Below are 24,596 nucleotides of genomic sequence, written 5' to 3'. Positions count from 1 at the left end.
GCTGTTAACCCATGGCGGAGCATACGCGCAGCTTCAGTATTTTTCATTACCAGTCAATTAGTTAACGCTTATTCGTAATGCTGCGGCGGTGGCAAAGGGCGCGAGGACGGCGCTGCCTGCGAGAATAGCGCCAAGAATAGCCAGGTAGCCGCTAATCGCCATCCCCTGCTCTGCGGCATCAATGGCCGCACTGGCGAAAATTAGCACCGGCACGGCCAGCGGCAATACCAGTAAGCTAAGTAAAACCCCGCCGCGACGCAGCCCCACCGTCAGACCAACGCCAATCGCGCCCAGCAGGCTGAGCGTTGGCGTTCCGAGTAATAATGTCAGCGCCACCGCTCGCCAGCTGGCAAAATCCAGCGCCAGCAATAGCGCGATGAGCGGCGACAGGAGAAGTAACGGCAGCCCGGTAACCAGCCAGTGTGCGACCACTTTACTCAATACGATTAACGGCAGCGGAACGGGCAGCAGCAGCAGCTGTTCCAGTGAACCATCGAGAAAATCATCGCGGAACAGCCGTTCCAACGCCAGCAGTGAGGAGAGCAGCGCCGCCACCCAAACAATACCGGGCGCAATACGCGCCAGCAGCTGGGGATCGGCACCAATACCTAACGGAAACAGCGTTACCACAATCAGAAAGAACCAGAGCGGGTTGAGGATTTCCGCAGTACCGCGAAACGCAATGCGTAATTCTCGTTTTAGGACGGATAAAAACATCAGCCCCTCCCCGCCGTGAGGCAAATGCGCCGCAGATTGCGCATCGACGTGGGCAGCTCCTGATGTGTGGTGAGAACGACGGCCCCGCCCTGCTGCGTATGGCGTACAAACTGCGCCATCAGCTTTTCCACCCCGGATTTATCGATCGCCGTGAGCGGCTCATCAAGTATCCATAACGGCGCCGGGCTTAGCCAGAGACGCGCCGCCGCTACGCGGCGCTGCTGGCCAGCCGAAAGTTGTGCAACCGGCAGGTCCTCATAACCAATCAGGTCAACCTGCTCCAGCGCATGCCACAACTCATCCGGGGGACGATGCGCATACCAGAAGCGGAGATTTTCGTAAGGGGTCAGCGACGCCTTAACTCCGGGCTGATGGCCGAGGTAAAGCAGACTGGCGTGATAGTTTTCACGCTGATGTTGAATACGCTGCTGCTGCCAGAGCACTTCGCCCTGCTCCGCATGGCTGAGCCCGGTGAGAATGCGCAGCAGGGAGGTTTTGCCGACACCGTTTGGCCCCTCTACCTGCACAATATCGCCCGGCGACACGGTGAAACTGAGATCGCTAAACAGCGCACGATCGTCGCGCAGACATGTCAGGTTTCGGGCTGCCAGCATAGAAGGAGAGTCATATATTGTTAAATTTATGGGTGGATAGTAGCACAAACATTGTGACAACTGCACCATTCTGACAGGCGCTCAAAGCGCTTTAACCGTTGCTTCTATAGATAAAAACCCAGACTCCGTCAGCGCTGTGACATGACTCGACAACGGGCATTGACTGACGACAACGTCACCCGGTGGCGGCAGGAAAAGATGAGGGATAAAATGGATTAGGCAAAAGAGGCATTTCAGCCGTAAAGCCCGTTGCCATTGCGTGCCAGGGAAGACAAAAGAGAACCGCGCAGATGTTATCTCAAGGGGCAATGGGAGGAGCGGGAGAACAGCGCCATTGCGGTAATGGGAACATAAACAGCAGGATGGGCGAAGGCTCAGCGTCCGACCTCATCTTTCTTGTATGATGCCCGCATCCGTGAACTTGCCTACTTCGAAAATGACTACATCCATAATAAAAAAAAATAGTACATATAATTATTTTTAATGGTTCCCTGGTGTCGGGCAGTATACGCCTTCCTTGCGCACCTTACTTTTGCGGCTGACATGCAGATTGCCAGCCTGTTCCTTCATTTCATGGTTATAGTAGCATCATAAAAGCGCTTGGATCGAGTGTGTTTTGAGTGTCATTTTGTATTTTTTTTGAGTGTTATTTTTTTTCCCGATTTATCAACAGGATGTATTGGTAAAAAAAATTTCTTATCACGCCATGATCATGTAACATTTGTTAATGTATTGCTGAAATTCTTCACGCTCAGGCCACGCGACAACTATTCAACTGACGACGATCATGGACAAAAAAACAACAAACCTGCACAAAATCCACGAGTTGCTCGATGAAAAAGGGGTTGATAAAAGAAAACAGGCTTCGACCGTGGCAGACATACTCACCATTAAATACAACAGCGCCAGGCAGAAACTCGATGGTAAAAGGGGTGTGACGATTGCGGAAATAAAGAAAATATACCGCTACTTCAACGCCTCTTTTGATGGTGGCAGAGAGCACAACTGCATTTTCGTTATCAAGGATATGCACGTAAGATGCAATGTAGAGGTTGACGCGGAAGCCACGGAAAATATCGAAAAAGAAGAAAACTATGCGTTCAAGGATGGTCAGAATTATATTATTGATGCTAATTACCATCAGAAAAACACAAAGATGTATCGCGTCAGAAAACTCGATTTCCTGCCAGCACCCAGAATCGCTATACTTGACAATGATGCCGATATCCTTGAGTTATTAAAGTCCGTTTGCAGCAGGTTTGGCATCGAAGCAGAAATATTTCAAACGAAAGATGAGATCTTACGGGAAATAGGCAATAAGAGCTTTGATTGTTTCATTATTGACTGGCTGTTAGATTACGGAGAAAACTCCGAACGGGTGATTGAGGCCATCAGAGAAAAGAACGATCGCTGCCCTGTTATCCTTCTCACCGGACAGCTCAATCAGCATGAAAAAGAGATTGGCAAAGCGATAATTAAATACGACATTGAAATTATTGAGAAGCCGACAAGAACGTTAATTCTCTCATCCATTCTTTTGAACACCCTGTTTTTTAAAGATTGAGGTTAATCAATGAGCATCACTTTCCATAAGTTAACTGAGCAACACCTGAAGGACGTTTACGATATCAGATTTTCAGTGCATGAAAATCTGGTACACGGCCATCAGATCCAATATCTGCAAAGAGAACAGGCTCTGGATGACATCCGTCAGGGCGGCGGATGGATTTGTAAAAAAGATAACGACTGTGTGGGATACGCATTGGGTATTTTTATTCCTGAACCCTTAGTTGGCGGGCTGTTTGTTAAGCCTGAATATCACCATAAAGGCATAGGATCACACCTTCTTTCACTGGTCACAACGTGGTTTTTTGAACAGGATACATCGGAAATTAGCCTGACCACAGATGCGGGATCAAAAGCCGAACGTTTCTATCGACAGCGTGGATGGCAGCCGGCGGGCGTTGATGAGTTTGGTCAGCTAATATTTAAAAAATACCGGGAAAATATATGAAATATATTCTTTTCGTGTTTTCAATCTTCTTCAGCTACTTCTGTCTGGCTCAAGGAGACAGTCTGGTTTTAGTCAATAAGGGCATCAGGGTTAACATCACGACCCCCGACTTGGAAAAAATGCCGTCTTTGGAAATAAAGACCTCCACAAACTTCACGCCAGAGAGCGTTTTCACCGGAGTCAGACTGAAAGATCTGCTGGAGGCTTACCATGTCAGTTCAGGATCAATACGCGTATTTGCACTGGATGATTACAGTTATACGCTGCCCGTTGCCGAGCTGCTAAAATATAACGTCATTCTGGCTTACAAGAGAGATAACAACTATATTGACATTTCCGAAATGGGGCCATATGTGGTTATCTATCCCAGAGACAAGTATCCAGAGCTAAAGACATTAGACGTCAACGCGAAAACCGTTTGGCAGATCGGTACTATCGAGGCTCTGTAATGAAAAGAACATACCTGTACATGCTAATCCTGTTGTTAATGTTTAGCGTAATGATATTTAGCACGATAAATAAATTCAATAGCGTCAGAGAGCAGTACAAAGAGATTGAACCCAGCCTTGATAACTATTCAACCGCAGAGGTCACTTTCCTCGCATTCGAGCGCATGAGAATTTTTTTACTGTCGGGGGGAAGCCTCGAGGATTTTTCAATCAAAAAGAAAATTTTCGATTCAAAAATCAAAATTCTGCAAAACAAATCCAACAGCAACACCGATTTTTTCTACGACGACGAATTCCTTATTTTATTAAAAAAAATAAAAGATGAAAGCGAGCAATTGAGTGCAATTTACTCTACCAACGCCAATAATCCGGATAGAAACGTCAAAGCCCTTGCTTTTATGCCGCAAATGCAGTCGAGCATGATGGACTTACAGGAGGTTATCTACAAAATTCAAATAGACCACTTTAACACCACAAAAAACATCATAAAAGATAACTCGGCTTACGCCAAATATTATGCCTTATTATGTATCATTCTTTTCTTTGTACTAATTATACTTTTGTGGCGGCACATTACAAAATTGAAGCAAACTTTACTTGAAAAGAACGTATTTATTTCCGCCATATACCATGAGCTATCAGGATCGATCCAAAAAATACAGATATCTTCTGAAATGATAGATGTCAGCGGTGATTATACTGAAGCCTACAGGCATATAAAAAATATAAAATCGCATTCCGAAAAAATATTCCATCAAACCAGAGAAATTCTCGAATACTCGAAAATAGAAACAGGTAACACACGGCTAAACAACTCAGCATTTTATCTTAAGGAACTAATAAATGAGTCACAACTCCCCTTTCAAAATAATAATAACAATAATGTTTTTATACCACGCTGCACGTCAAAGAATAAACGCATTCAGTCCGACAAGCAAAAATTACTCTCAATCATTATCAATTTATTAGATAACGCCGACAAGAACACAAAAAATGGCAGAATTTACCTGTCCATAAAAATTACAGGTTCTCATCTTTACCTGCGCGTAAAAGATAATGGTTGTGGATTTGATATAAAGAAACTCAACACGCTTTATCGTCCTTTCAATCAGGGTGCTGAAAAGGAAACCCGGCAAGGACTTGGTTTGGGGCTTACCATCATAAAAAACTTTGTCAAAATATTTAATGGCAAAATCCGAGTGAAATCCCGTCAAAATATGGGTTCAACATTCCTGATACGTGTTGATGTAGGGTCTGCATAGCTTTGCATCAACAATTAAATAGGGCTGTTCAAGGTAAAGCTTGAAAAAACATGAGCTTTTACGCTAAGATAGCGCCCCGGTTTAGCAGTGATGCGCCGTATCCCAATGTCTCCTTAGTTAAATGGATATAACGAGCCCCTCCTAAGGGCTAGTTGCAGGTTCGATTCCTGCAGGGGACACCATTTGCACTTCCCAGTACGTTCCAGAAAGTCTAACCCCCTCCCCTTTACATACAGCAATATAACAGCGTACCCACTTCCCATGGCGTCCAGCTATATCTCATGGGTTCTATACATGGTTGTGCATAGCATTGTGTGTAACCAGGTTCGATTTTTTTCTATACACATGCTGCTTATCTGATATCCCAATTAAACGCTAAAACACTGGAAAACCCTACACGCTCAACAATGCCGAGGGTCTGTTGCTTCTTGTTGAGGTGAACAGCGCAAAGGGCTGGCGTTTTCGCTGTCGCTTCGTTAGCAACCCCGAGATGCTCTCTTTTGGCATTCACGGGGAAGTCTACCTGGCTGGGGCACGCCGTAAGCGTGATGAGGCGCGTTCGATACAGGCAAAAGGAATCAACCCCAGCGATGCCCGTAAAGCCAAAAAGATAGCGCTGCTTTTGTAAAGACACCCGTTTGAGTTCCACACACTTTTTGAGGTTCCGGCGTAATTGACCTTCTCCCTGAAACAGGGATTTCTTCATTTTTTTCAGTACCGGCGTAAAGTAGGGTTTCCGACCTTTCTTACCCTGAACAAATAAGGTCATCCGGCATGAAAAAGACGCGTTATACCGAAGAGCAGATCGCTTTTGCCCTGAAGCAGGCAGAAACAGGTACGCGGGTGGAGGAAGTCTGCAGAAAGATGGGGATTTCTTTGGCCGGTGCAGAAACCCGCATTCGTTAGGGTGTACAGCGGATCCCTATCCTGCTGCGGCGCGAGGGCTGGCTGGTTAACCACTAGAAAACCCATCGGATTTAACGTCTGGAAGGGCTGAACCTGCGGTCAAAACGCCCGCGGCAGTACGTGACGGCCAGCACATGCGTATCCGCCCGGCCGTGAGCGCTGTGGATCCGTGCCCTGACTGTAGTCGATAATTTTAGTCGTGAATGCGTGGCGATCGAGGTAGGCCAGGGACTTCGCGGTGACGATGCGGTCGACGTGATGGAATGGATCAGGCAGACACAGCAGCGTGTAACACGGCGGCTACAGACGGACAACGGCAGCGAATTTATCTCGAAAACGCTGGATCACTGGGCGTATACAAACGGGGTAACGATGGACCTCTCCCGCCCCGGGAAGCCTACAGATAACGCCCTGGTTGAGTCATTTAACGGCAGCCTGCGTGAGGAATGTCTGAACGTGCACTGGTTCCTGTCACTGGAATATGCTCAGAAGAAGATCGAGCACTGGCGGCAGGAATATAAGCCGTAACGGCCACATTCCTCGTTAAATAACCAGACTCCTGCAGAATTTGTCCGAAGCCTGCTAACAGGCCCGGATCCCTGATTTATCCTGGCACCGATATTGGGAGGAAACCGCTCTAGCTATGGCTGCACTGATATTGGACCAGGGTCATGTTCGAGAACTAACTGGGCTTATTCGCGTTTAAATTCAGGACTGAAATTTCTTCTGTTCATTGGAAAACCTGTGTTGTTCTGAGGTCAGCATATCACCTCTGTTCAGGTGCCAAAATTCAGTAAACCACCACAGAACAACTATAATTTTAGTTGAAATTCTATACGCATGAAGATAGCCACCTCGTAAATTGTGGTCTTTGGTGATATTATGAATTTGATTTTCGCTATTAGACGCAACAAAATATATTTATATTAATGGGATTTAAAATGGAAAATAGGAATAGATTAAATTACAGTATAGGGATATTCTTCTTACTATTTGCTTCATTCTTTCCAGCATATGTATTCGACTACGCATTTTATGATGACTATTCATCATTAAATAATATCTTGTCTGGAAATACCCCATCAATGAAATGGGATATAGAATCAGGGAGGCCAACTTATGCTATATTCAGATATTTAGCCGAGGTATCTTCGAATGGAATAGAGTCATTCTCATTCCTTCGGTTAATCTCTGCACTAAGCGTTGGTATACTAGGCGTAAGGATATATCATTTCCTTAGTAGAAATGACATATTTAACAGCCCAGAGAAAAGGGCTTTTCTTGCTGTTTCGCTATGCCTCACCCCATGCATACAGGTTTATACGGCGTGGGCAACATGCTTCCCTTTTGTTATCTCATTAATTCTAGCTCTTGAGTCTTACTCGTTGATAAGCTCAAATAAGATAACGCCTCTAAGATTTTCATCGTCTTTGCTATTGATTTTTTTATCATTTGCAATTTATCAACCAACTGCGATGGCCTTTTTGGTTTTTTGTTTTCATTAAAAACATCCTTGGCAATGACAGGGTTTATATAAAAAACCTTATCCCTCCTTTCTTCGTATCTTTATTTGGAGCTATATTCTCCGCATTCCTTGTTAAAGTTTTACCTTCTATCATATATGGTGATAGTGAAGGCCTTGAAAGGTCAAAGCTGGTAACAGGGTATAAGGAGAAAATATATTTGTTTTTCGATGGCCCGATAAGTTACTCGGTTTCAAATTATGATATTACCACAAATTTACATTATGCAATATTCAGCGGTTTTTTAATTTCCATTGGCGCGCTAGTATTATTTAAAAGTAAGGGCGGGTTATATAAACTAGGCTTATCTGTTATTCTTCTTGTTGGTTCATTTTCGTGTAATTTGGTTATAGAGGAATCTTTCACATCCTTTAGATCTATTGTCGGGATTGAAATGATTGTTGTCTGTTTAATGTTTATTGCCTTGGTATCAATGACAAACTTCATCAAGCGACATCAAAAAATAACTTTCCTGTCAATGGCCTTGGTGCTCTCTTCTCTTTCCCAATACAATATCATAAGAGGCTTTATAATCCCGCAGAATGGAGAGCTTCATGCGATAACGGGAGAATTATCCGCCAAAATTGACAGAGAATATAATGGCAAGGTTATGTTTGATATTAGCGATCCGGCATATAACGTCTTCTCTAATGTACAGAGAAGCGATGAATTTGGCGGTATTTCCTCAGCTGCACCCTGGGTTATTAAGGGTATGGCAGAGCAAATTAAAAAAGTTAAAGGTTATAACTTCACAATACCTGATAATTATATAGTTTCAGAAAATAACCACTGTGATGAAGACTGCATAGTAATTAAGCCTGGTGACGCAATGCGTAAAATCAACATAGCTTACTAAGAATATCTGGCCCTTTCGGGCCAGATATTCAATAGCGCTTCTATTCAGTAAGCGGATAACTTGCAGTGGCATGCAGTGTTATATTTTTGTCTAGTTCCATTAAATATGTTGGCAACTTTGTCTGACATGCCAGGAGCATAAACCGATTCAATCGGCACCCCTGAAGAGGCTACTTTTGACATAGAGATAGCTGGAGATTCTATAAGGGGATATTTGTACACCCAACAGTATGATATGTTGGACGCAATAGAGGTCTTTTTGGTTTGCAGCTTTGAATTTAATTCCAAATTCATATTACCTGAAAGGGTTATATCTAATTCGGTCCCTGATGCTGTATTGGGGACGCCCTATATACCGTATGTAGAATAAGATCCAGAGTAATAGCAAATTAGCTTTACGCTTTTCTTCCCTGCATCCGCATCGGGTAAAACTTTCTATCACCAAAGCTTACAGGCATTTCGCACGCATCTTTAGTTATTTCTATTGAATTGTGTGAAACCCCATGGCTTCCTTTTCTAAATCTGATCCCCCAATTTTCATTCCCGGCCTGAAACTTCCAGCCCCCCATAGAATATAAAAAGTGCAGCCGTCATCAAACTGAATTCCGCTAGATGCTAACCTTACACAATCCTTAGCTCCATCAAATGGAGTTCCACCATAGAACCTGCACGGGCCTTCAATGTTCTCCGCATACCTGTATGTAATAGATGAACCCGTTCCAGCGTTGTTTTCGCCGTTAGATACGTGTAGACATCCCGATGTTACCAGACAGAGTGCTAGTGACTTAAAAAACCATCGTACAGCGCATGACCAATTCAAGACCCGTTAATCATTCCTACATGGTGTATCGCTGAGTCATAGGGGTCTGCGCAATGCCAGCCCTCTTTTCCGCAATTAGTTATTCGGATGCTGTAAATACTAGACTCAAACCACGGCGCGAGGTAATCCAAATGTTGGTCTATGTCGTCTGTATAAGCCCTTTCTCTGCGCAGTTTATAAGATCTATATTGAACAATGCGGTATCGGGAACCCCATATGGCTATACCATGCCCTGTATGGCGGCTGGAATAATGGAACTTGCTTCCCGTCTACGCCACCGTCGATAACAAAATCAGACAATGTAAAATGGTAAGCAAATTCTGAAGCGTTACTGCTTATTGTCTCTCAAAGCCAAGATGAGTTAACACCCAGTATCACACTTTTATTTCTTCCGGGTTTGCGCCTGATTACCGTTGGTCTTTCAGCCCCCTGCATCAGGGTATGGGCATAGTTAGTCAGAGAATCTACAATCTATGTGCCGGGGGGCAGATATATGGCTAAAGGCGACCCAGCGCTGTTATTTTCTTTCGCTATATCAATCAATGCCTGCATCACGGAGGTGTCATCTGTCACCCCATCACCTTTAGCTCCGAAATCTTTTATACTAACAGTGTCTGCGCTCTTATTGTGCAGAGTAAGTGCAACGGCTCCGGCATATGGCTGGCTGCTTGACGCCGATCGGGGCATCACCAGGCCATCTTCAGTGCTGGACAGTGTCGAGTTACCCACGCTTACCCCTGCATCTAAAGAATTGCCATTGGTTTCCTGTCGGGAGGATGCAGGGGACACCAGAAAAACCTCTTCAGCAGGCTCCGTGAGTTAAAACATCGTTTAAACAATACGATAAGAACATCCCCAAAAAAAACGTACTCACCATATCCGACAGTCCCGTAACTCACTGCGGGTAAAATACCGGGTAAGCCAGTTCGTCTTTTAACAAAAATGCTGTCATACGGTATTCAAAACGACCGTGGCAAAAAACCACGTCGGGTGATGCGCGACGGCGATACCGGTATTTAAATGAGTGCCAAAGGCGCTGTCGCAAGCATAAGCCGACATTCGCTGCGGCTGGATAAGCTTATTGTCACCAGCACATTCAGGGATGCCATAGCTGCATCCCCTATTGATTCATGGTTCTATCAGTATGAATTCAGGCCCGCGATGGCGCGCACGTCGCTCCCGGTGGGTGCCTGATGAATGCGTAAGCCAAACTCGTCCACCACGGCAAACACATGGTCAAAAATATCAGCCTGAATGCTTTCGTATTCCAGCCATGCCACGGTGTTAGTGAATGCGTAAATTTCAAGCGGTAAACCTTCCGCTCCTGGCGCCATCTGGCGCACCATCAGCGTCATGTCCTGGCGTATGGAGGGATGCTGGCGCAGATATTCATTCAGATAGGCGCGAAAAGTGCCGATATTCGTCATTTTACGCTGATTCAGAATGGAGGCTGGCCCCGCATTCTGTCCATTCCAACTGGCGATTTCTTCCTGGCGCATCTCCATATAAGGTGACAGCAGGCGCGCATGAGCCAGCTTTTCCTGCTCTTCCTCCGTCAGAAAGTGGATGCTGGTCGTATCAATGTTGATGCAGCGCTTGATGCGACGACCGCCAGAGGCCGACATACCGCTCCAGTTTTTAAATGCGTCGGAGACCAGAGCATAAGTCGGTATGGTCGTAATGGTGTTATCCCAGTTACGCACTTTTACCGTGGTCAGACCAATATCCGTCACCGCGCCGTCAGCCCCATATTTTGGCATCTCCAGCCAGTCTCCCAGCTTCAGCATATTGTTTGCAGAAAGCTGAATGCCCGCGACCAGGCCCAGGATTGGGTCTTTAAATACCAGCATCAGGACGGCTGCCATTGCGCCCAGCCCGCTGATCAGGATCGCCGGAGATTTTCCAATCAGCAGCGAAATCATCATAATACCGATGACAATAGCGGCGATCAGCTTGATGCCCTGTAGCAGCCCTTTGAGCGGGAACTGCGCGGCAAAGGCGAAACGGTTTGATAAGCTGTTCACCACATCCAGCAGCGAGAAAAACGACATCAGGCCGTAGAGCATGACCCAAAGCTGCGCACAGGTTGACAGAATAGCCGCCGCGTCGCTGTCCTTATTTAGCCATAGTACCGCCTGGACATTGACAATAATCCCCTGCAGCGTAAAGGCCAGCCGGTGAAAGAGCTTATTTTCGGTCAGGATATGCAGCCAAAGATGTGAGCTGGCCTGAGCACGCTTTTCACAGACGGCCAGAACGATGCGGTGCAAGATAAAGTGAACGACGATTGCCGTAAGAAAAATGATGGCAAAAATAATCGTCAGCGAAATAGCATGATTAGGCTCAATACCAAACTGTTTGAGTTGTGCAATCAATTGCTGCATAGCGTCTCCTTAAAAACCAGCGGTGATCATGCCTTGAGCAACGGACAGGTTCAACCCTTGTTGGCAAATGTTGGTCACCTTTGCGCCTGAACGCATTTATCATCATAAAAAAAGGTGGATATTCAGCGGATTGATTTTGCCGCCGGGGCTTAAACTGCTGGGCATATTGCTGACTTTACCCCGGAGTTCATCGTGCCAGATAAAGATCCTGTTGTTGAGCGCCTCTCTTTAGAGGTTCTTGCGCTACGTAACATTGTGCAAATGCTTATCGCCTATGGCAATGTGCCGACCGGCGGCAAGCTGAATAAGTATCTGGAAAAGGTCGCTGATGACGTCGAACATCGCGATGAACGTGACGCAAATAAGGCGATCGCCAATGTGATCCGTAGCTATATTCGCTGAGCGCTTTGCAGCCCGGCATTCGTCGGGCTATCTGTCTTACGCCCCCTCCGGCCAGTTGCAAAGCGTTGGGCAGGAAATCTCTTCCCTTGTTATCGTGAGCAACCTTAGCAATCAATACCGTTCATGTCGCTACAGGTGCCGTTCATTCCCTGCCAGAGGCAGTTCATTCCCCTATTCCGCGCCGCACCCATCCCTGCCGTTATTATGTCCCCATCGAGATAGTTGACATTTCCTTCGGGAGAAGCCCTGATGAACTCACCTACCGCCAGTCACAAGATACACCGCACCCGTTGTTTAACCCTGATCGGCACCATCATCACCCAGTTTGCCCTGGGATCGGTCTACACATGGAGTCTTTTCAATGGTGAGCTGTCGTTAAAAATGGCGGCTCCAGTGAGCCAGATCGCCTTTTCATTTGGTTTATTGAGCCTGAGCCTGGCGCTGGCTTCTTCCGTCGCGGGAAAGTTACAGGATCGGTTCGGCGTACGTCATGTCACCCTCGGGGCCGGCCTGCTGATGGCCATCGGCCTGGCGCTAACCGCAAGCGCTAACAACCTGTTTATGCTCTATCTGAGTGCCGGAGTGCTGGTGGGACTGGCGGATGGCGCGGGCTATCTGATGACGCTGTCTAACTGTGTGAAGTGGTTCCCTGAACGCAAGGGCGTTATTTCCGCCTGTGCGATCGGCGCATACGGTCTCGGCAGCCTGGGCTTTAAATTTATCTGCGGTTTTTTGCTCAGCGTGACCAGCCTGGAGATGACGTTTATGATTTGGGCTGTTATCGCCATGAGCATGATGACGATCGGCGCCTTATTAATGAAAGATGCGCCCCTTCAGGCGGTTAGCGTTCGCGTCGCTCATACGGCGCGGGATTATTCATTTGCCGAGTCGGTGCGTATGCCCCAGTACTGGATCCTGGCCCTGATGTTTCTGGCTTCATGTATGAGCGGCCTGTATGTGATTGGCATCGCAAAAGACATTGGCGAAGGCATGGTGCACCTCAGCACGCAAACCGCTGCCCAGGCGGTCACCATCATTGCGATAGCTAACCTCAGTGGTCGCCTGATATTGGGTATTCTGTCGGACAACGTCGCGCGTATTCGGGTGATCACCCTGGCGCAGCTGGTGTCACTGGCAGGTATCAGTATCCTGTTGTTCAGCCGGATGAATGAAAGTACCTTTTTTATCGCGGTTGCCTGTGTCGCCTTCAGTTTTGGCGGTACGATCACCGTTTATCCCTCGCTGGTAAGCGACTTTTTCGGACTGAATAACTTGAGTAAAAACTACGGGGGAATTTACCTCGGTTTTGGGATCGGCAGCGTCATGGGATCTCTGGTCGCCTCGCTCTTCGGTGGCTTTACCATGACCTTTAGTCTGATTATGGGCCTGATGGCGATCTCATTACTGCTGTCGATCACCGTGCGAGCGCCATGCAAAGCGGTGGAAAAGTCAGGCGCAGCGCGCCTGATTGCCAGCTGAATAGCGAGATGCCCGCAGCAGCTCTGCCTGCGGGCATCTCCGGATTACTGCTGGAGGAACAGCGGTTCAGGAAGGCCGGCAACCGCAACCCTGACGGCAAACAGATCGCCGGACTGCGGGTACTGTGCCAGTTCCTCCGCGCTGCGGTCTTCTCTCGATGAGGTGATGTACAGGGTCTTCAGATCCGGGCCACCAAAAGCGACCATCGTCGGCCAGCGTACCGGCAGCGGGATTTCATCAACAATATCCCCACTGTGCGGATCGAGGCGGATAACACGCCCTCCGTCAAACATTGCCGCCCAGTAATAGCCTTCACTGTCTACCGCCGCCCCATCCGGGATCCCGCCCTGCTGCTGGATAAAGTGACGTACCACCTCGCGCTGACCGATTTCCCCTCTGTCCGCATCCATCGGATAACGATAAAGCACGGCATTCGGCGTATCGCTCTGATACATCCACCGTCTGTCGGGAGAAAAAGCCAGCCCGTTGGAGATCATAATATCGGCGGCCTGCTCGGTAAGTTTGAGCTGATTATCCACGCGGTAGAGTTTCGCGCCGTTGCGATCCTGCGGTTCCCACAGGGTGCCACACCAGAATCGACCAAACGGATCGACGCGGCCATCGTTAAAGCGGCTGCGTGGCGCATCGCCGGGGTTATCGGCGATCCGGCGGGTGATTTCGCCACGATGATTGAGATAACAGATGCCGCCGCGCAGCGCGGCGATCAGCCCCCCGTCTTCACACAGGCCAATACAACCAATATCCTCCGCCACCGGCCAAACCTGATGCTCTCCGCTGGACGGATCGAAGCGGTGCAAAGCAGGGGCCAGGATGTCAACAAACCACAGCACCTGTTGCTCCACGCTCCACAGCGGGCACTCGCCTAATTCTGCCTGTACTGATAAGACATTTTCTACCCGGTAGGCCATCTTCAGCTCCTTGCTGGTATGTATGTACGTTTGTTTGGCTAAAGCTTAGGTTATTTTTTCAGGCTGCCGCAGGATAGTGTAGACAGATTTACTGAGGATGAGCAGGCGCTGTTGGCCCGCATTACCTGTCCGGATAAGAAAATGAGGGGAATGTGGCCCTTAGAACCGATTTGCAATGGCTTGTGGAACAAACCTGTACGCGTATATCGGGCGGGCATCGTCCTACCCGCCCTCGCTTTAGCTTTTGATACGGTAATTGCACTGATACCAGGCTTTCATTAATCCCGGTATATGGCTTTCCTGCGGTTCAAGCGCTTCAACTTTATCAAAGCCCCGCTCGGAGCAGTAATGTTCAACGTCTTTTTGCATCGCGGTCCGATCGACCTGGCCGGGTTTAAAACGGTACTGAACGCTATTGACCGCCGGATCTTCATCCACCCTTTCATAAGCGCCGGGTTTGCCCGAAGTACAACCGGCTAATACGAATAGCGCCAATGCAGCTATCGCTTTTTTTTTCATCATGGCTCCTTCTTCTGGTGTCGCATCATAACAACTCCGACACGGACAACTATCAGACACCGGCGCATTTGCAAAATTTTACTTAACTAATGCAATGTTTCCCCGATTGAATTGATTCAGGGATCCATGTAGCGGAGTCTGACTATCAATGCGACTATGCTCACAGACAACGCACTAAGTCTGCACAACACCAGGAATTATAAAAATTAAAAATAGTTATGCCCGCGCAAGCGGGCTTTTTTTTAGGGTACTAGTTATCTGAACCGCCAATAATCATACGCAACACGCTTGCTGAATCGTTATCTGTTAGTGCCAACACGGACTGATAAAGGTCAATGGTCATATCGCAAAGCTTCGTTTCATCAGCGCCCGGCTCACCGGGGGTATTCAGCGTCTGCAAATCACTGCCCCAGCGGCTATAAAGCGCCTGCACCACTTTCTGTAGCTGTTGCCGCCCACGGGATGACTCAACCGGCGGCGCGCCATCATCGCTATGCTGTAGCAGGGTATCCATTGCCGACAGGTCGCGCGCGATCAGATCCTGCGGCAGCAGTTCACCGATGTTCACTCCGCCTTTTACCTGTGGAAACAGGAAACGGAAACACTGTGCGGAGCTGCGCTGACGAACCTGTTTCATTTCCTCCAGCGAAACCTGCATATAGGCAATCAAATCCCGATCGCGGGCGGTATTAATACGCTGGTTCAGCAGGTCGGCGGCCATCGGCCGCAAGAGTTCAACCGCCTGACGAAATGGCATCCCCTGACGCAGATGGTCGATCAGCCTGTCGCTGGCCTGTTGATAAAGCGCCGGCTGTTGCAGCCTGATGGTCCGCCAAACGGGGAGAGAAGCCATCTGCGTTCGGGCATACTCAATGCCTGCCTCTTGCTGGCGCTGCGGGGCCACCCAGCGGTAGTAGCCGATATTGCCGACCAGGACTGGCAGCATAAATAGCAATATGGCCATGGGTGCGGTCAGTTTTTGTTCTTTCCACAGCCATCGAGTCAGCACCAGCCAAAATACCGTTGAGAAGACTGAGATAAGAATAGCGTTCGAAGTCAAAATAATTTCCTGAAGTGTTCAGACCAGAGGCGCGAAGGTTAACGTCAGTCAACGCGTACATCGACCAGTACCGTGCAGCTGGCGCGTTCGATGACGGCGGCGCTGCATGAGCCTTTTAGCAGGCGATTAAATGAATTGAGCTGGCGACGCCCCATGATAATCATCATCGCCTGAAGTCTGTTGGCTTCAGCAACAATCGTGGATGCCGGCTCCCCGGCCACGATGCGCCCACGCGCCGTCACCCCGGAGCGCTGTAACTCGGCCAACGCCTGACGCACCGCCGCTTCAGCCGTGTTTTGCTCATCCCGCGCCATGCCATATTCGCTGGGATCTTCGCCGGCTTCAATTTCCAGCGGCCCACAGGCACAGCTGGCGTCGACACAACACAGCACCACCACCGAAGCCCGCAAGGCCAGAGCCTGAGTGCTGGCCAACGCAACCACTTTACGGGCCATCATTGATCTATCGATGGCGACTAAAAGCGTTTTCATTTGCTTCTCCTGTCGGTCACATTTCGCTGCGTTTTTCGATTTTTTCTGCTGCACATTCTGCACATGTTCGCCATGCGTTAATAATGCGGGCAGTGCCAGCGCGCTCATCACTGAACAAAGCCGATGTTCGAGATATTGTGATTTTCATAAGCATAATTGAACGTAATTGTAGCATCGTTCGACCCTTTTACGGTCAAATGGCGATGTTGCCATATCATCAGTCGCCAAAACCAATGATACGACAAATAATAATGAGCCGGGTGGGTTAATCAGCAACAAAGGCGTACAAAGAGGTTATGCGGGGAAATGACAGTTAAAGTGAAGCTCTTTTATCCTGTTGACCTGATAACGCATAAAACGGCCCGGGTTAAGGTATCAGTCAGCTTGTCTGACTGATACCTTTCTCTCCGCAGAATTACTTCACGTTCGTTTTGACCGTGGCTGGCAACACGCCTTCGGCGCGGAACATAGATTTGATCCCTCTCACCGCCTGACGAATACGGTCACTGTTTTCAATCAGCGCAAAACGTACGTGCGTATCGCCGTAATCACCAAACCCGATGCCCGGTGATACGCAGACTTTTGCCTCCTGCAACAGCAGTTTGGCAAACTCCAGCGATCCCAAATGTGCATAGCGCTCGGGGATTTTCGCCCAGACATACATCGAGGCTTTGGGATTATCCACCATCCAGCCCGCCTCATGCAGGCCTTTCACCAGCACATCGCGACGACGTTTATATTTCTCCGCAATGTCACGCACGCACTGCTGATCCCCTTCCAGCGCCGCGATGGCAGCCACCTGTAGCGGGGTGAAGGTGCCGTAGTCGTGATAGCTTTTGATGCGTGCCAGGGCGGCTACCAGCTCTTTATTGCCAACCATAAAGCCAATACGCCAGCCGGCCATATTGTAACTTTTCGACAGGGTGAAGAATTCAACCGCCACATCCCGCGCGCCCGGCACCTCCATAATGGAAGGGGCTTTCCAGCCGTCGTAAACAATATCTGCATAGGCGAGGTCGTGGATAACCAGCACGTTATACTGCTTCGCCAGGGCGATGACCCGCTCAAAGAAGTCCAGCTCCACGCATTGCGCGGTAGGATTGGAAGGGAAACCGAGGATCATCATTTTCGGCTTCGGGTAGCTTTCACGGATGGCTCGCTCCAGCTCGTTGAAGAAATCCACCCCGGCCACCAGCGGCACGGAACGCACCTGCGCGCCGGCGATCACCGCGCCGTATATGTGGATCGGATAGCTGGGATTTGGCACCAGTACCGTATCACCGTGATCGAGCGTGGCCAGCATCAGGTGGGCCAGCCCCTCTTTCGAGCCTATCGTCACAATCGCTTCGGATTCCGGGTCAATCTCAACCTGGTAGCGGTCGGCATACCAACGCGAAATGGCGCGGCGCAGACGGGGGATCCCGCGTGATGTGGAATAGCCGTGCGTGTCTTCACGCTGTGCCACGGTACAGAGTTTTTCCACGATATGAGGCGGGGTCGGGCCATCAGGGTTGCCCATACTGAAATCAATGATGTCTTCACCACGACGGCGTGCGGCCATCTTCAGTTCCGCAGTGATATTAAAAACGTACGGCGGCAGGCGTTCAATACGGGAGAAACGACGGGGGGATTGGTTGTCAGTCATAGCATCCTCTGATTTACGTAAGCGCCCGGACCGTCCGAGCGACGCAGACCACTTGAAGTGGTCGAGTCATGAACATAACGTAACCGTACTGAAGCTGTCGAGAGGCAGAATAAAATATTTCAATCGCGCGGATTAATGCGGCCAAACAGCCAGTCATTTACCCACCGACCGTTAAACAGATAATTATCTCGCAAGGTTCCTTCCAGCGCGAAGTTGTTCTTTTCCAACACCCGCCGCGAAGCCTGGTGCCCCTCCACCACCTGGGCTTTCAACTTATGAAATCCGCAATCGCTGAAAAGAAGGTCGCACAACGCGTCCAGCGCCTCGCTGCTGTAGCCCTGGCCGAAATGCTCACGAAGCAGTGAATACCCCACCTCCGCCTGACGATGCGGCATCCATTCGGGCGTGGCCCCCATTAAGCCAATACTTTCCCCGCTCTCTTTCAGACGGATCACCAGGCAGAGCATATGAAAACTGGTAGCCTGCCACGGCATCAGCCTGTCGTGAAAACGCTGGCGGATATCGGCCAGCTGCGGCACCGGGCTGATAAATTCCATGCAGGCGGCATCGCTATGCACCTGAAGAAACAGCGGCCAGTCTTCGGGCTGCAGTCGGGTGAGGGTCAGTCGTGGTGTGATTAATTTCATATACTCGCCTTAAATGGGGAAAAACGACTTGAGAGATATCGCTTTAACTGCCGTATTTGCGCCCTGTCTTTGACATCGTGACGACACAACAGTAACCCATTTATAACAGGTGTATAAAGATGACATCTCTTAAAATGGACAACGTTCCCGCAGAAATTTGTACCATAAAACCCGATTCAGGCGGCAAGATCGCCGAACTTGATGCTGAAGCCGGACGCACGCTGGCTATCAGCGAAAATTCTATCCTCTTTACCCAAAGGTTTTTCCTCAATTCCTGATATAGGGCCAGACGATACCCTGTTCTGGCACTACGATGTGGTGCGCGCGGTTGAAAGTGAGCATCAGGGCGAATTTGACAGCAAAGTGATGAATACCGCCGCCGATGATGCTGAAGTGAGCTCTGGCGGTCGCGCCGACGGATGCAATCTGATGCCGCTGAGAGATAGACAGATGCGGAGGACCCACTGCATTCGGGCCGTGACGATCGTTTGCCGCCCCCCTTGCTGGTTGTGCAGAGGTTTTAGCTCCCCCCCCTGGCTGGCCCTTCTGCTGGCACATCCCCAAGGCTTTCCTTATGATGTAAACCTGTTTTCCACCAGCCGAGTCGCCCGTGTATTCGATGTTTGAGATGCTTCTTGCGGTTTTTGATCGTGCAGCGCTGATGTTAATCTGCCTGTTTTTTATCACCCGAACCCGACATTTCCGCCAGCTGCTGCAAAAAGAGCAGCATTCGCGACAGGAGCTGTTCGCGGTTACCGCCATTTTCTCACTGTTTGCCCTTTTCAGTACCTGGACCGGTATCCATGTCGAAGGATCGTTGGTAAACGTGCGCACTATCGCCATTATGTCCGGCGGCATCCTGTTTGGCCCCTGGGTGGGTATCGCCACCGGCGTGATTGCAGGGCTACACCGTTTCCTTATCGATGTTCACGGCGTTACCGCTATCCCCTGCCTGATGACCAGCATTATCGCCGGGATCGTTTCCGGCTGGATAAATATCAACATCACCAAACGGAAACGCTGGAGCGCGGGGATTATCGGCGGCATGGCCTGTGAGTCACTGACCATGCTGCTTATCGTACTGTGGACGCTGCCGAAAGCGCGCGGCCTGGATATCGTCGCGGAGATCGCCGTTCCGATGATCCTCGGCACGACCAGTATTGGCCTGATCGTACTGCTGGTGCAGAGCGTTGAGGGGGAAAAAGAGGCCATTGCCGCCCGTCAGGCGAAGCTGGCCCTGGATATTGCCAACAAAACCCTGCCACTGTTCCGTCAGGTCAACAGCGACTCGCTGCGCCAGGTTTGTGACATTATCCGCCGTGATATTCATGCCGATGCCGTTGCTATGACCAACACCAGCCGGGTTCTGGCCTATACCGGTGTCGGTGAGAATAACTACCATCACGGTGATAAAAGCATCAGCCCGACCACCAGCACGGCGATCGTGGAGGGAAAAATCATCATCAAAAACAATGATGAGACACACCGCACCCCTGAAATCCGCTCTATGATAGTTATCCCGCTTTGGGAGAAAGGTGACGTCACCGGCACGCTCAAGATCTACTACCGCCATGCGCATCGTATTACCTGGTCGCTGAAGGAGATGGCGGTAGGGCTGTCGCAGATCATTTCCACTCAGCTGGAGGTTTCCCGCGCCGAACAGCTGCGCGAAATGGCGAACAGGGCCGAGCTGCGCGCATTGCAAAGCAAAATTAACCCTCACTTTTTGTTCAACGCGCTGAACGCCGTTTCTGCGTCAATCCGCCTCAATCCCGATACTGCCCGCCAGCTTATTACCAATTTGTCACGCTATCTGCGTTACAACCTTGAGCTTAGCGATGATGAGATTATCAATATCAAAAGAGAGTTGTGCCAGATCAAAGACTATATTGCCATTGAGCAGGCACGCTTTGGCGATAAGCTGACGGTCATTTACGATATCGATGAGGATATCAATTTTTCTCTTCCCAGCCTGCTTATTCAGCCGCTGGTGGAGAATGCCATCATCCACGGCATTCACCCCTGCCGGGGCAAAGGCGTGGTGACGCTAACCATCGAGGATTTGGGCACGCACATACGCATTGCGGTGCGCGATACCGGCTATGGCATCAGCGAGGAGGTGCTGACGCGCGTAAAAAACAACCAGATGCCCGGCAACAAAATTGGGCTATTGAACGTCCACCACCGGGTGAAGCTGCTTTACGGCGAAGGCTTGCAGATCCGTCGGCTTGAACCCGGCACGGAGATTGCCTTTTGTATGACGAAAAGTGCATCAGGCCCGGCACAGAACCCGATATTCGGCGAACGTAACGTGGGAAAATGACGTGAAAGCAATCATTGTTGAAGATGAAGTCCTTGCCCAACAGGAGTTAAGCTGGCTGATACGTCAGCACAGCCAGATCGCCATTGAGGGCGTTTTTGACGATGGGCTGGACGTGCTGAAGTACTTACAGGGCAATCACGTTGACGTGATATTTCTCGACATCAATATACCGTCTTTCAACGGTATACTGCTGGCGCAAAATATCAGTAACTTCGCCAAAAAGCCGCTAATCGTCTTTATTACCGCCTGCAAAGAGCACGCGGTGGACGCCTTCGAACTGGAAGCCTTTGACTATATCCTGAAGCCCTGGTCTGAAATGCGTATCATCACCCTGCTGCGCAAGCTGGAAAACCAGGCGCATCACCATGACGCCCTCCTTAACACCCGCGCATCACACCCGGCCGCGCACAGCATTAATCTGGTCAAAGACGAACGCATTATCGTGACCGATATCAGCGATATCTACTACGCCGAAGCGCATGAGAAGCTGACCTTTGTTTATACGCGGCGTGAGGAGTATGTTATGTCGATGAATATGAGCGAATTTTGCAGCCGCCTGCCGGAGGAGTATTTCTTCCGCTGCCATCGCTCGTACTGTATCAACCTCAGCAAAATCCACGAGATAGAGCCCTGGTTTAACAACACTTACATCCTCAAACTGCGCGACCTGGCATTTCAGATACCGGTCAGCCGCAGTAAGGTGAAGGCGTTTCGCCAGCTGATGCGTTTGTGACAGGGCCGTAACAGGGAGGCGCTGGGCGTTACAGCACGCGGCCCAGCGTCTGACGCAGATGGGCGCCAGACCCCAGCAGCCCCGGATAATCGTGGGTAATAAGGTAAACCGGGATCGGCGCGACATAATCTTTAAAGCGGCCTTTGTCTTCAAACGCCGCGCGGAATCCAGAGGCTTTAAAGAATTCAAGGAAGCGCGGCACGATGCCACCGGCAATATACACGCCGCCAAAAGTGCCGAGGTTCAGCGCCAGATTGCCACCAAAACGCCCCATAATGACACAGAACATCGACAACGCCCGGCGGCAGTCGGTACAGGTATCCTGCAACGCGCGCTCGGTGACATCGCGCGGCTTCAGATCTTCAGGCTGGCGGTGGTCTGACTTAACGATCGCGCGGTAGAGGTTAACCAACCCATTGCCGGAGAGAATACGTTCGGCGGAAACGTGCCCCAGCTCTTCGCGCAGCACCTCAAGGATCAGATCTTCCTCCTCGCTATTGGCGGCAAAATCGACATGCCCCCCTTCGCCCGGCAGACTGACCCAGCGTTTATCAACATGCACCAGGTGCGCAACGCCGAGGCCGGTTCCGGCGCCGTAAACGGCAACGGGCTTATCTTCAGCCGGCGTGGTGCCGCCGAACTGCATCAGATGTTCCTCTGACAGCATCGGAATAGCCATTGAAACGGCGGTAAAATCGTTAATGATCTCCAGCGAGTCAAAAGCAAGATTCGCCTTCATGCTACTGGTAGAAAAAGCCCAGTCGTGGTTGGTCATCTCAACCCAGTCGTCAGTGATTGGGCAGGCAATGGCAATACAGCCATGTTTGATATCCTGCTGTTTTTCAGCCAGATAAGCGCGGATCACCGCTTCCAGGCTGTCATAATCTGCCGTGGAGAACGTTTTGGCCTGGGAGATGGCGCCGTTATCTATTTCACACAGTGCCAGACGTGCGTTAGTGCCGCCGACATCTCCCACCAAAGCATACTTAGTCATTGTGATTTTGCTCCGCTTACGTCAATTAGACACACTATAAATCTCCACCGCTGAAACAACAACGCTCACCGGGGAAAAGGTGAGCGTTATGTTCCCTGCTACATTAACCATGTTCAACGCCGTTGCCCAAGGGTAACAGTCTGAATTACGACTAAAAAGCACGTTCAGCTACCATTGCGCTGGTGCAGGGCGCGACTGACTGAAGCCAGCAGCGGCGGAACATCAAGCCTCGGCAGAACCACTTCCACCAGCGACAGTTGCTCACGATGTTCCAGCCGCTGCATGATTTCGCGTAGCTGCGCCGTGTGCGTCACGCGCCAGCTCTGCGCATCACTGCCAACGTCAAGGGTTTGCGGCAGCCGCGTCCAGTCCCAATGGGCAATATCGTTATAACGCTGCTGCGCCCCGTGTATCGCGCGTTCTACGGTATAACCATCATTATTTAACAGGAAAATAACCGGCTTTTGTCCGTCACGCAGCATGCTTCCTAACTCTTGCACCGTCAGCTGGGCGGAGCCGTCGCCAATAATCAGCACGACCCTCTGCTGCGGTCGTGCGGTCTGGGCACCAAACGCCGCTGGGAGCGTATACCCTATCGACCCCCACAGTGGCTGTATCAGCAGCCGGACGTCCTGCGGCAGGCGCAGAACTGCGGTGCCAAAGGCCGCCGTGCCCTGGTCGGCCAGCACAATGTCACCGGGGCGAAGAAAATCCTGTATCGCATGCCAGAACGTATTTTGTGTCAGGGCGTCTGACGGCTGCTCTACGCTTACCGGCGGGGCCACTATGCCCTGCTGCCAGCCCTGACCATATTGCTGCGCTAGCTGATGCAGCGCCTTGAGCGCATCCGCCATCGGTATCTGCTCAAAATTTTGGCCAGCCACGCTGCTGGCATGCAGGCCAACATCAATATTTTGACTACGCGCGATCCGCTGGGTAAAACCGGCGGTAATCGTATCGGTATATTTGACGCCTACGCTGATTAATACATCACTGCTTTCAATGACATCACGCGTGCTGTCGGCGCTGGATGCCCCGGCGTAGGTTCCGGCAAAACCGTAGAGCATTTCCGGGAGCACGCTTTTGCCCATCAGCAAAGTGGCAAAAGGCATCGGAACCTCCGTCAGCCAACGTTGCAATCTCTGCCGCTGCGCTGCCCGATCGGCAAGGAAGTCGGCCAGCAGCGCCACGCTGTTGGCCGACGCCAGCAAAGATTGTGCCGCATCGACAAAGGCCGCCAGCTGCTCCTGGTCGCAGTGCAGGCGCAAAGGCAGCGGTGACGAAGGTGGAGATAGCAGGCTCTCTGCCACATTTGTCGCCAGCAGAAGATAGACCGGACGACGCCTGGTCAGCGCCTCGACCAGCACCCGATCGATTTCAGCGGCGGCGTTGGTCGGGGTCAGGACGCTGCTGGCGACAGAAATTTCCTGCTGCATACGAATAAAATGACCGAAGTCGCCATCGCCAAGCGTATGGTGCAGCAGCTCGGCGTTGTTTTGTGACGTTTGTGACGGCGCGCCGACGATGTGAACAACCGGCAGATACTCAGCGTAGCTACCCGCCACGCCGTTTATCGCACTGAGTTCTCCTACGCCAAAGGTGGTCAGCAGCGCGGCCGCGCCGCGACAGCGCGCGTAGCCATCGGCAGCATAGGCCGCGTTCAGCTCATTGGCACAGCCAACCCAGACCACATCGGGATTATCGATCACATGGTCAAGGAATTGCAGATTGTAGTCGCCCGGCACCCCAAACAGGTGACCAATACCGATTTCATTTAAACGGGTGAGCAGATAATCGCCAACGGTATACTTGTTCATCACGCTACTCCTT

At 50.2% G+C, this 24,596-nt stretch carries 24 protein-coding genes, 1 tRNA gene and 1 pseudogene; 13 read left to right on the top strand and 13 right to left on the bottom strand.

Annotation, left to right across the window (positions count from 1 at the left end):
* Positions 1-57: 57 nt before the first annotated feature.
* Positions 58-717 (bottom strand): heme exporter protein CcmB, encoded by a 660-nt coding sequence (gene ccmB, locus ETA_RS06775; RefSeq protein ID WP_012440881.1) that lies wholly within the window; start codon positions 715-717, stop codon positions 58-60.
* Positions 717-1,331, bottom strand: a complete 615-nt coding sequence (ccmA, locus tag ETA_RS06770; protein WP_012440880.1) for a cytochrome c biogenesis heme-transporting ATPase CcmA — start codon at positions 1,329-1,331, stop codon at positions 717-719. Before ccmA ends, ccmB begins: the two co-directional genes overlap by 1 nt.
* A gap of 787 nt (positions 1,332-2,118) precedes the next feature.
* Between ccmA and ETA_RS06765 the strand changes: the two genes are divergently transcribed.
* The 5 genes from ETA_RS06765 to ETA_RS06745 all read left to right on the top strand — a co-directional run bounded on the left by ETA_RS06765 (position 2,119) and on the right by ETA_RS06745 (position 5,238).
* Positions 2,119-2,895: a helix-turn-helix domain-containing protein gene (locus ETA_RS06765; protein WP_012440878.1), complete on the top strand. Its 777-nt coding sequence runs from the start codon at positions 2,119-2,121 to the stop codon at positions 2,893-2,895.
* A gap of 9 nt (positions 2,896-2,904) precedes the next feature.
* Positions 2,905-3,345, top strand: coding sequence for a GNAT family N-acetyltransferase (locus tag ETA_RS06760; RefSeq protein WP_012440877.1), 441 nt, complete (start codon positions 2,905-2,907; stop codon positions 3,343-3,345).
* A complete protein-coding gene (locus tag ETA_RS06755) occupies positions 3,342-3,794 on the top strand; it encodes an oxidoreductase (protein ID WP_012440876.1) in 453 nt (150 codons plus the stop codon). The genes ETA_RS06760 and ETA_RS06755 overlap by 4 nt, the downstream gene beginning before the upstream one ends.
* Entirely contained in the window at positions 3,794-5,056 is a 1,263-nt protein-coding gene (locus ETA_RS06750) for a sensor histidine kinase (RefSeq protein WP_012440875.1), read from the top strand. Before ETA_RS06755 ends, ETA_RS06750 begins: the two co-directional genes overlap by 1 nt.
* Before the next feature lie 107 nt (positions 5,057-5,163).
* Positions 5,164-5,238 (top strand) — tRNA-Arg (locus ETA_RS06745).
* A gap of 170 nt (positions 5,239-5,408) precedes the next feature.
* Here ETA_RS06745 and ETA_RS20740 read toward each other — a convergent pair.
* Entirely contained in the window at positions 5,409-5,762 is a 354-nt protein-coding gene (locus tag ETA_RS20740; protein ID WP_456236298.1) for a hypothetical protein, read from the bottom strand.
* 68 nt (positions 5,763-5,830) lie between these two features.
* On the opposite strand from ETA_RS20740, the pseudogene ETA_RS19705 reads away from it, so the two are divergent.
* Positions 5,831-6,565: pseudogene (locus ETA_RS19705) on the top strand (IS3 family transposase).
* An 849-nt stretch (positions 6,566-7,414) separates the two neighbouring features.
* The gene (locus ETA_RS19695; protein WP_049778746.1) at positions 7,415-8,341 is read left to right on the top strand and encodes a hypothetical protein; all 927 of its coding nucleotides are present in this window, start codon (positions 7,415-7,417) and stop codon (positions 8,339-8,341) included.
* A 1,290-nt stretch (positions 8,342-9,631) separates the two neighbouring features.
* Here ETA_RS19695 and ETA_RS20690 read toward each other — a convergent pair.
* Positions 9,632-9,847: a glycosyl hydrolase family 28-related protein gene (locus ETA_RS20690; RefSeq protein WP_012440872.1), complete on the bottom strand. Its 216-nt coding sequence runs from the start codon at positions 9,845-9,847 to the stop codon at positions 9,632-9,634.
* A gap of 452 nt (positions 9,848-10,299) precedes the next feature.
* Complete coding sequence (locus tag ETA_RS06715) at positions 10,300-11,544, bottom strand: mechanosensitive ion channel family protein (RefSeq protein WP_012440871.1); 1,245 nt, start codon at positions 11,542-11,544, stop codon at positions 10,300-10,302.
* 192 nt (positions 11,545-11,736) lie between these two features.
* Between ETA_RS06715 and ETA_RS06710 the strand changes: the two genes are divergently transcribed.
* Both ETA_RS06710 and ETA_RS06705 read left to right on the top strand, forming a co-directional pair.
* Positions 11,737-11,946 carry a hypothetical protein gene (locus tag ETA_RS06710; RefSeq protein WP_042958749.1) on the top strand — a complete coding sequence of 70 codons (210 nt, stop codon included), beginning with the start codon at positions 11,737-11,739 and terminating at the stop codon, positions 11,944-11,946.
* Between the two features lie 249 nt (positions 11,947-12,195).
* Positions 12,196-13,425: an MFS transporter gene (locus tag ETA_RS06705; protein ID WP_012440870.1), complete on the top strand. Its 1,230-nt coding sequence runs from the start codon at positions 12,196-12,198 to the stop codon at positions 13,423-13,425.
* A 44-nt stretch (positions 13,426-13,469) separates the two neighbouring features.
* Here ETA_RS06705 and ETA_RS06700 read toward each other — a convergent pair whose 3' ends face one another.
* From ETA_RS06700 to ETA_RS06675, 6 genes are all read right to left on the bottom strand, one after another.
* A complete protein-coding gene (locus ETA_RS06700; RefSeq protein WP_012440869.1) occupies positions 13,470-14,354 on the bottom strand; it encodes an SMP-30/gluconolactonase/LRE family protein in 885 nt (294 codons plus the stop codon).
* A 237-nt stretch (positions 14,355-14,591) separates the two neighbouring features.
* Positions 14,592-14,873, bottom strand: coding sequence for a putative periplasmic lipoprotein (locus ETA_RS06695; RefSeq protein ID WP_012440868.1), 282 nt, complete (start codon positions 14,871-14,873; stop codon positions 14,592-14,594).
* 250 nt (positions 14,874-15,123) lie between these two features.
* Positions 15,124-15,933, bottom strand: a complete 810-nt coding sequence (locus tag ETA_RS06690; RefSeq protein WP_042958748.1) for a hypothetical protein — start codon at positions 15,931-15,933, stop codon at positions 15,124-15,126.
* A gap of 44 nt (positions 15,934-15,977) precedes the next feature.
* Positions 15,978-16,424 (bottom strand): universal stress protein, encoded by a 447-nt coding sequence (locus tag ETA_RS06685; RefSeq protein WP_012440866.1) that lies wholly within the window; start codon positions 16,422-16,424, stop codon positions 15,978-15,980.
* Positions 16,425-16,839: 415 nt separating this feature from the next.
* Positions 16,840-18,069, bottom strand: coding sequence for an alanine transaminase (gene alaC, locus ETA_RS06680; RefSeq protein ID WP_012440865.1), 1,230 nt, complete (start codon positions 18,067-18,069; stop codon positions 16,840-16,842).
* 119 nt (positions 18,070-18,188) lie between these two features.
* Positions 18,189-18,716: a GNAT family N-acetyltransferase gene (locus ETA_RS06675; protein WP_012440864.1), complete on the bottom strand. Its 528-nt coding sequence runs from the start codon at positions 18,714-18,716 to the stop codon at positions 18,189-18,191.
* 119 nt (positions 18,717-18,835) lie between these two features.
* On the opposite strand from ETA_RS06675, the gene ETA_RS20100 reads away from it, so the two are divergent.
* From ETA_RS20100 to ETA_RS06660, 4 genes are read left to right on the top strand one after another with little or no spacing between them, the layout of a single operon-like run.
* Positions 18,836-18,994: a hypothetical protein gene (locus tag ETA_RS20100; RefSeq protein ID WP_162012982.1), complete on the top strand. Its 159-nt coding sequence runs from the start codon at positions 18,836-18,838 to the stop codon at positions 18,992-18,994.
* On the top strand, positions 18,918-19,343 hold the full coding sequence (locus tag ETA_RS20685; protein WP_012440863.1) for a YbiU family protein: 426 nt from the start codon (positions 18,918-18,920) through the stop codon (positions 19,341-19,343). The genes ETA_RS20100 and ETA_RS20685 overlap by 77 nt, the downstream gene beginning before the upstream one ends.
* Position 19,344: 1 nt before the next feature.
* Positions 19,345-21,039: a sensor histidine kinase gene (locus tag ETA_RS06665; RefSeq protein WP_012440862.1), complete on the top strand. Its 1,695-nt coding sequence runs from the start codon at positions 19,345-19,347 to the stop codon at positions 21,037-21,039.
* 1 nt (position 21,040) lies between these two features.
* Complete coding sequence (locus ETA_RS06660) at positions 21,041-21,772, top strand: LytR/AlgR family response regulator transcription factor (RefSeq protein ID WP_012440861.1); 732 nt, start codon at positions 21,041-21,043, stop codon at positions 21,770-21,772.
* Between the two features lie 28 nt (positions 21,773-21,800).
* Here ETA_RS06660 and glk read toward each other — a convergent pair whose 3' ends face one another.
* The gene (glk, locus tag ETA_RS06655) at positions 21,801-22,766 is read right to left on the bottom strand and encodes a glucokinase (protein WP_012440860.1); all 966 of its coding nucleotides are present in this window, start codon (positions 22,764-22,766) and stop codon (positions 21,801-21,803) included.
* A 164-nt stretch (positions 22,767-22,930) separates the two neighbouring features.
* Positions 22,931-24,583: an alpha-keto acid decarboxylase family protein gene (locus ETA_RS06650; RefSeq protein WP_042958744.1), complete on the bottom strand. Its 1,653-nt coding sequence runs from the start codon at positions 24,581-24,583 to the stop codon at positions 22,931-22,933.
* Positions 24,584-24,596: the final 13 nt, after the last annotated feature.

It is taken from the genome of Erwinia tasmaniensis Et1/99 (assembly GCF_000026185.1).
Lineage (GTDB): Bacteria > Pseudomonadota > Gammaproteobacteria > Enterobacterales > Enterobacteriaceae > Erwinia > Erwinia tasmaniensis.
This window is presented reverse-complemented; position numbering and strand designations above follow the sequence as displayed.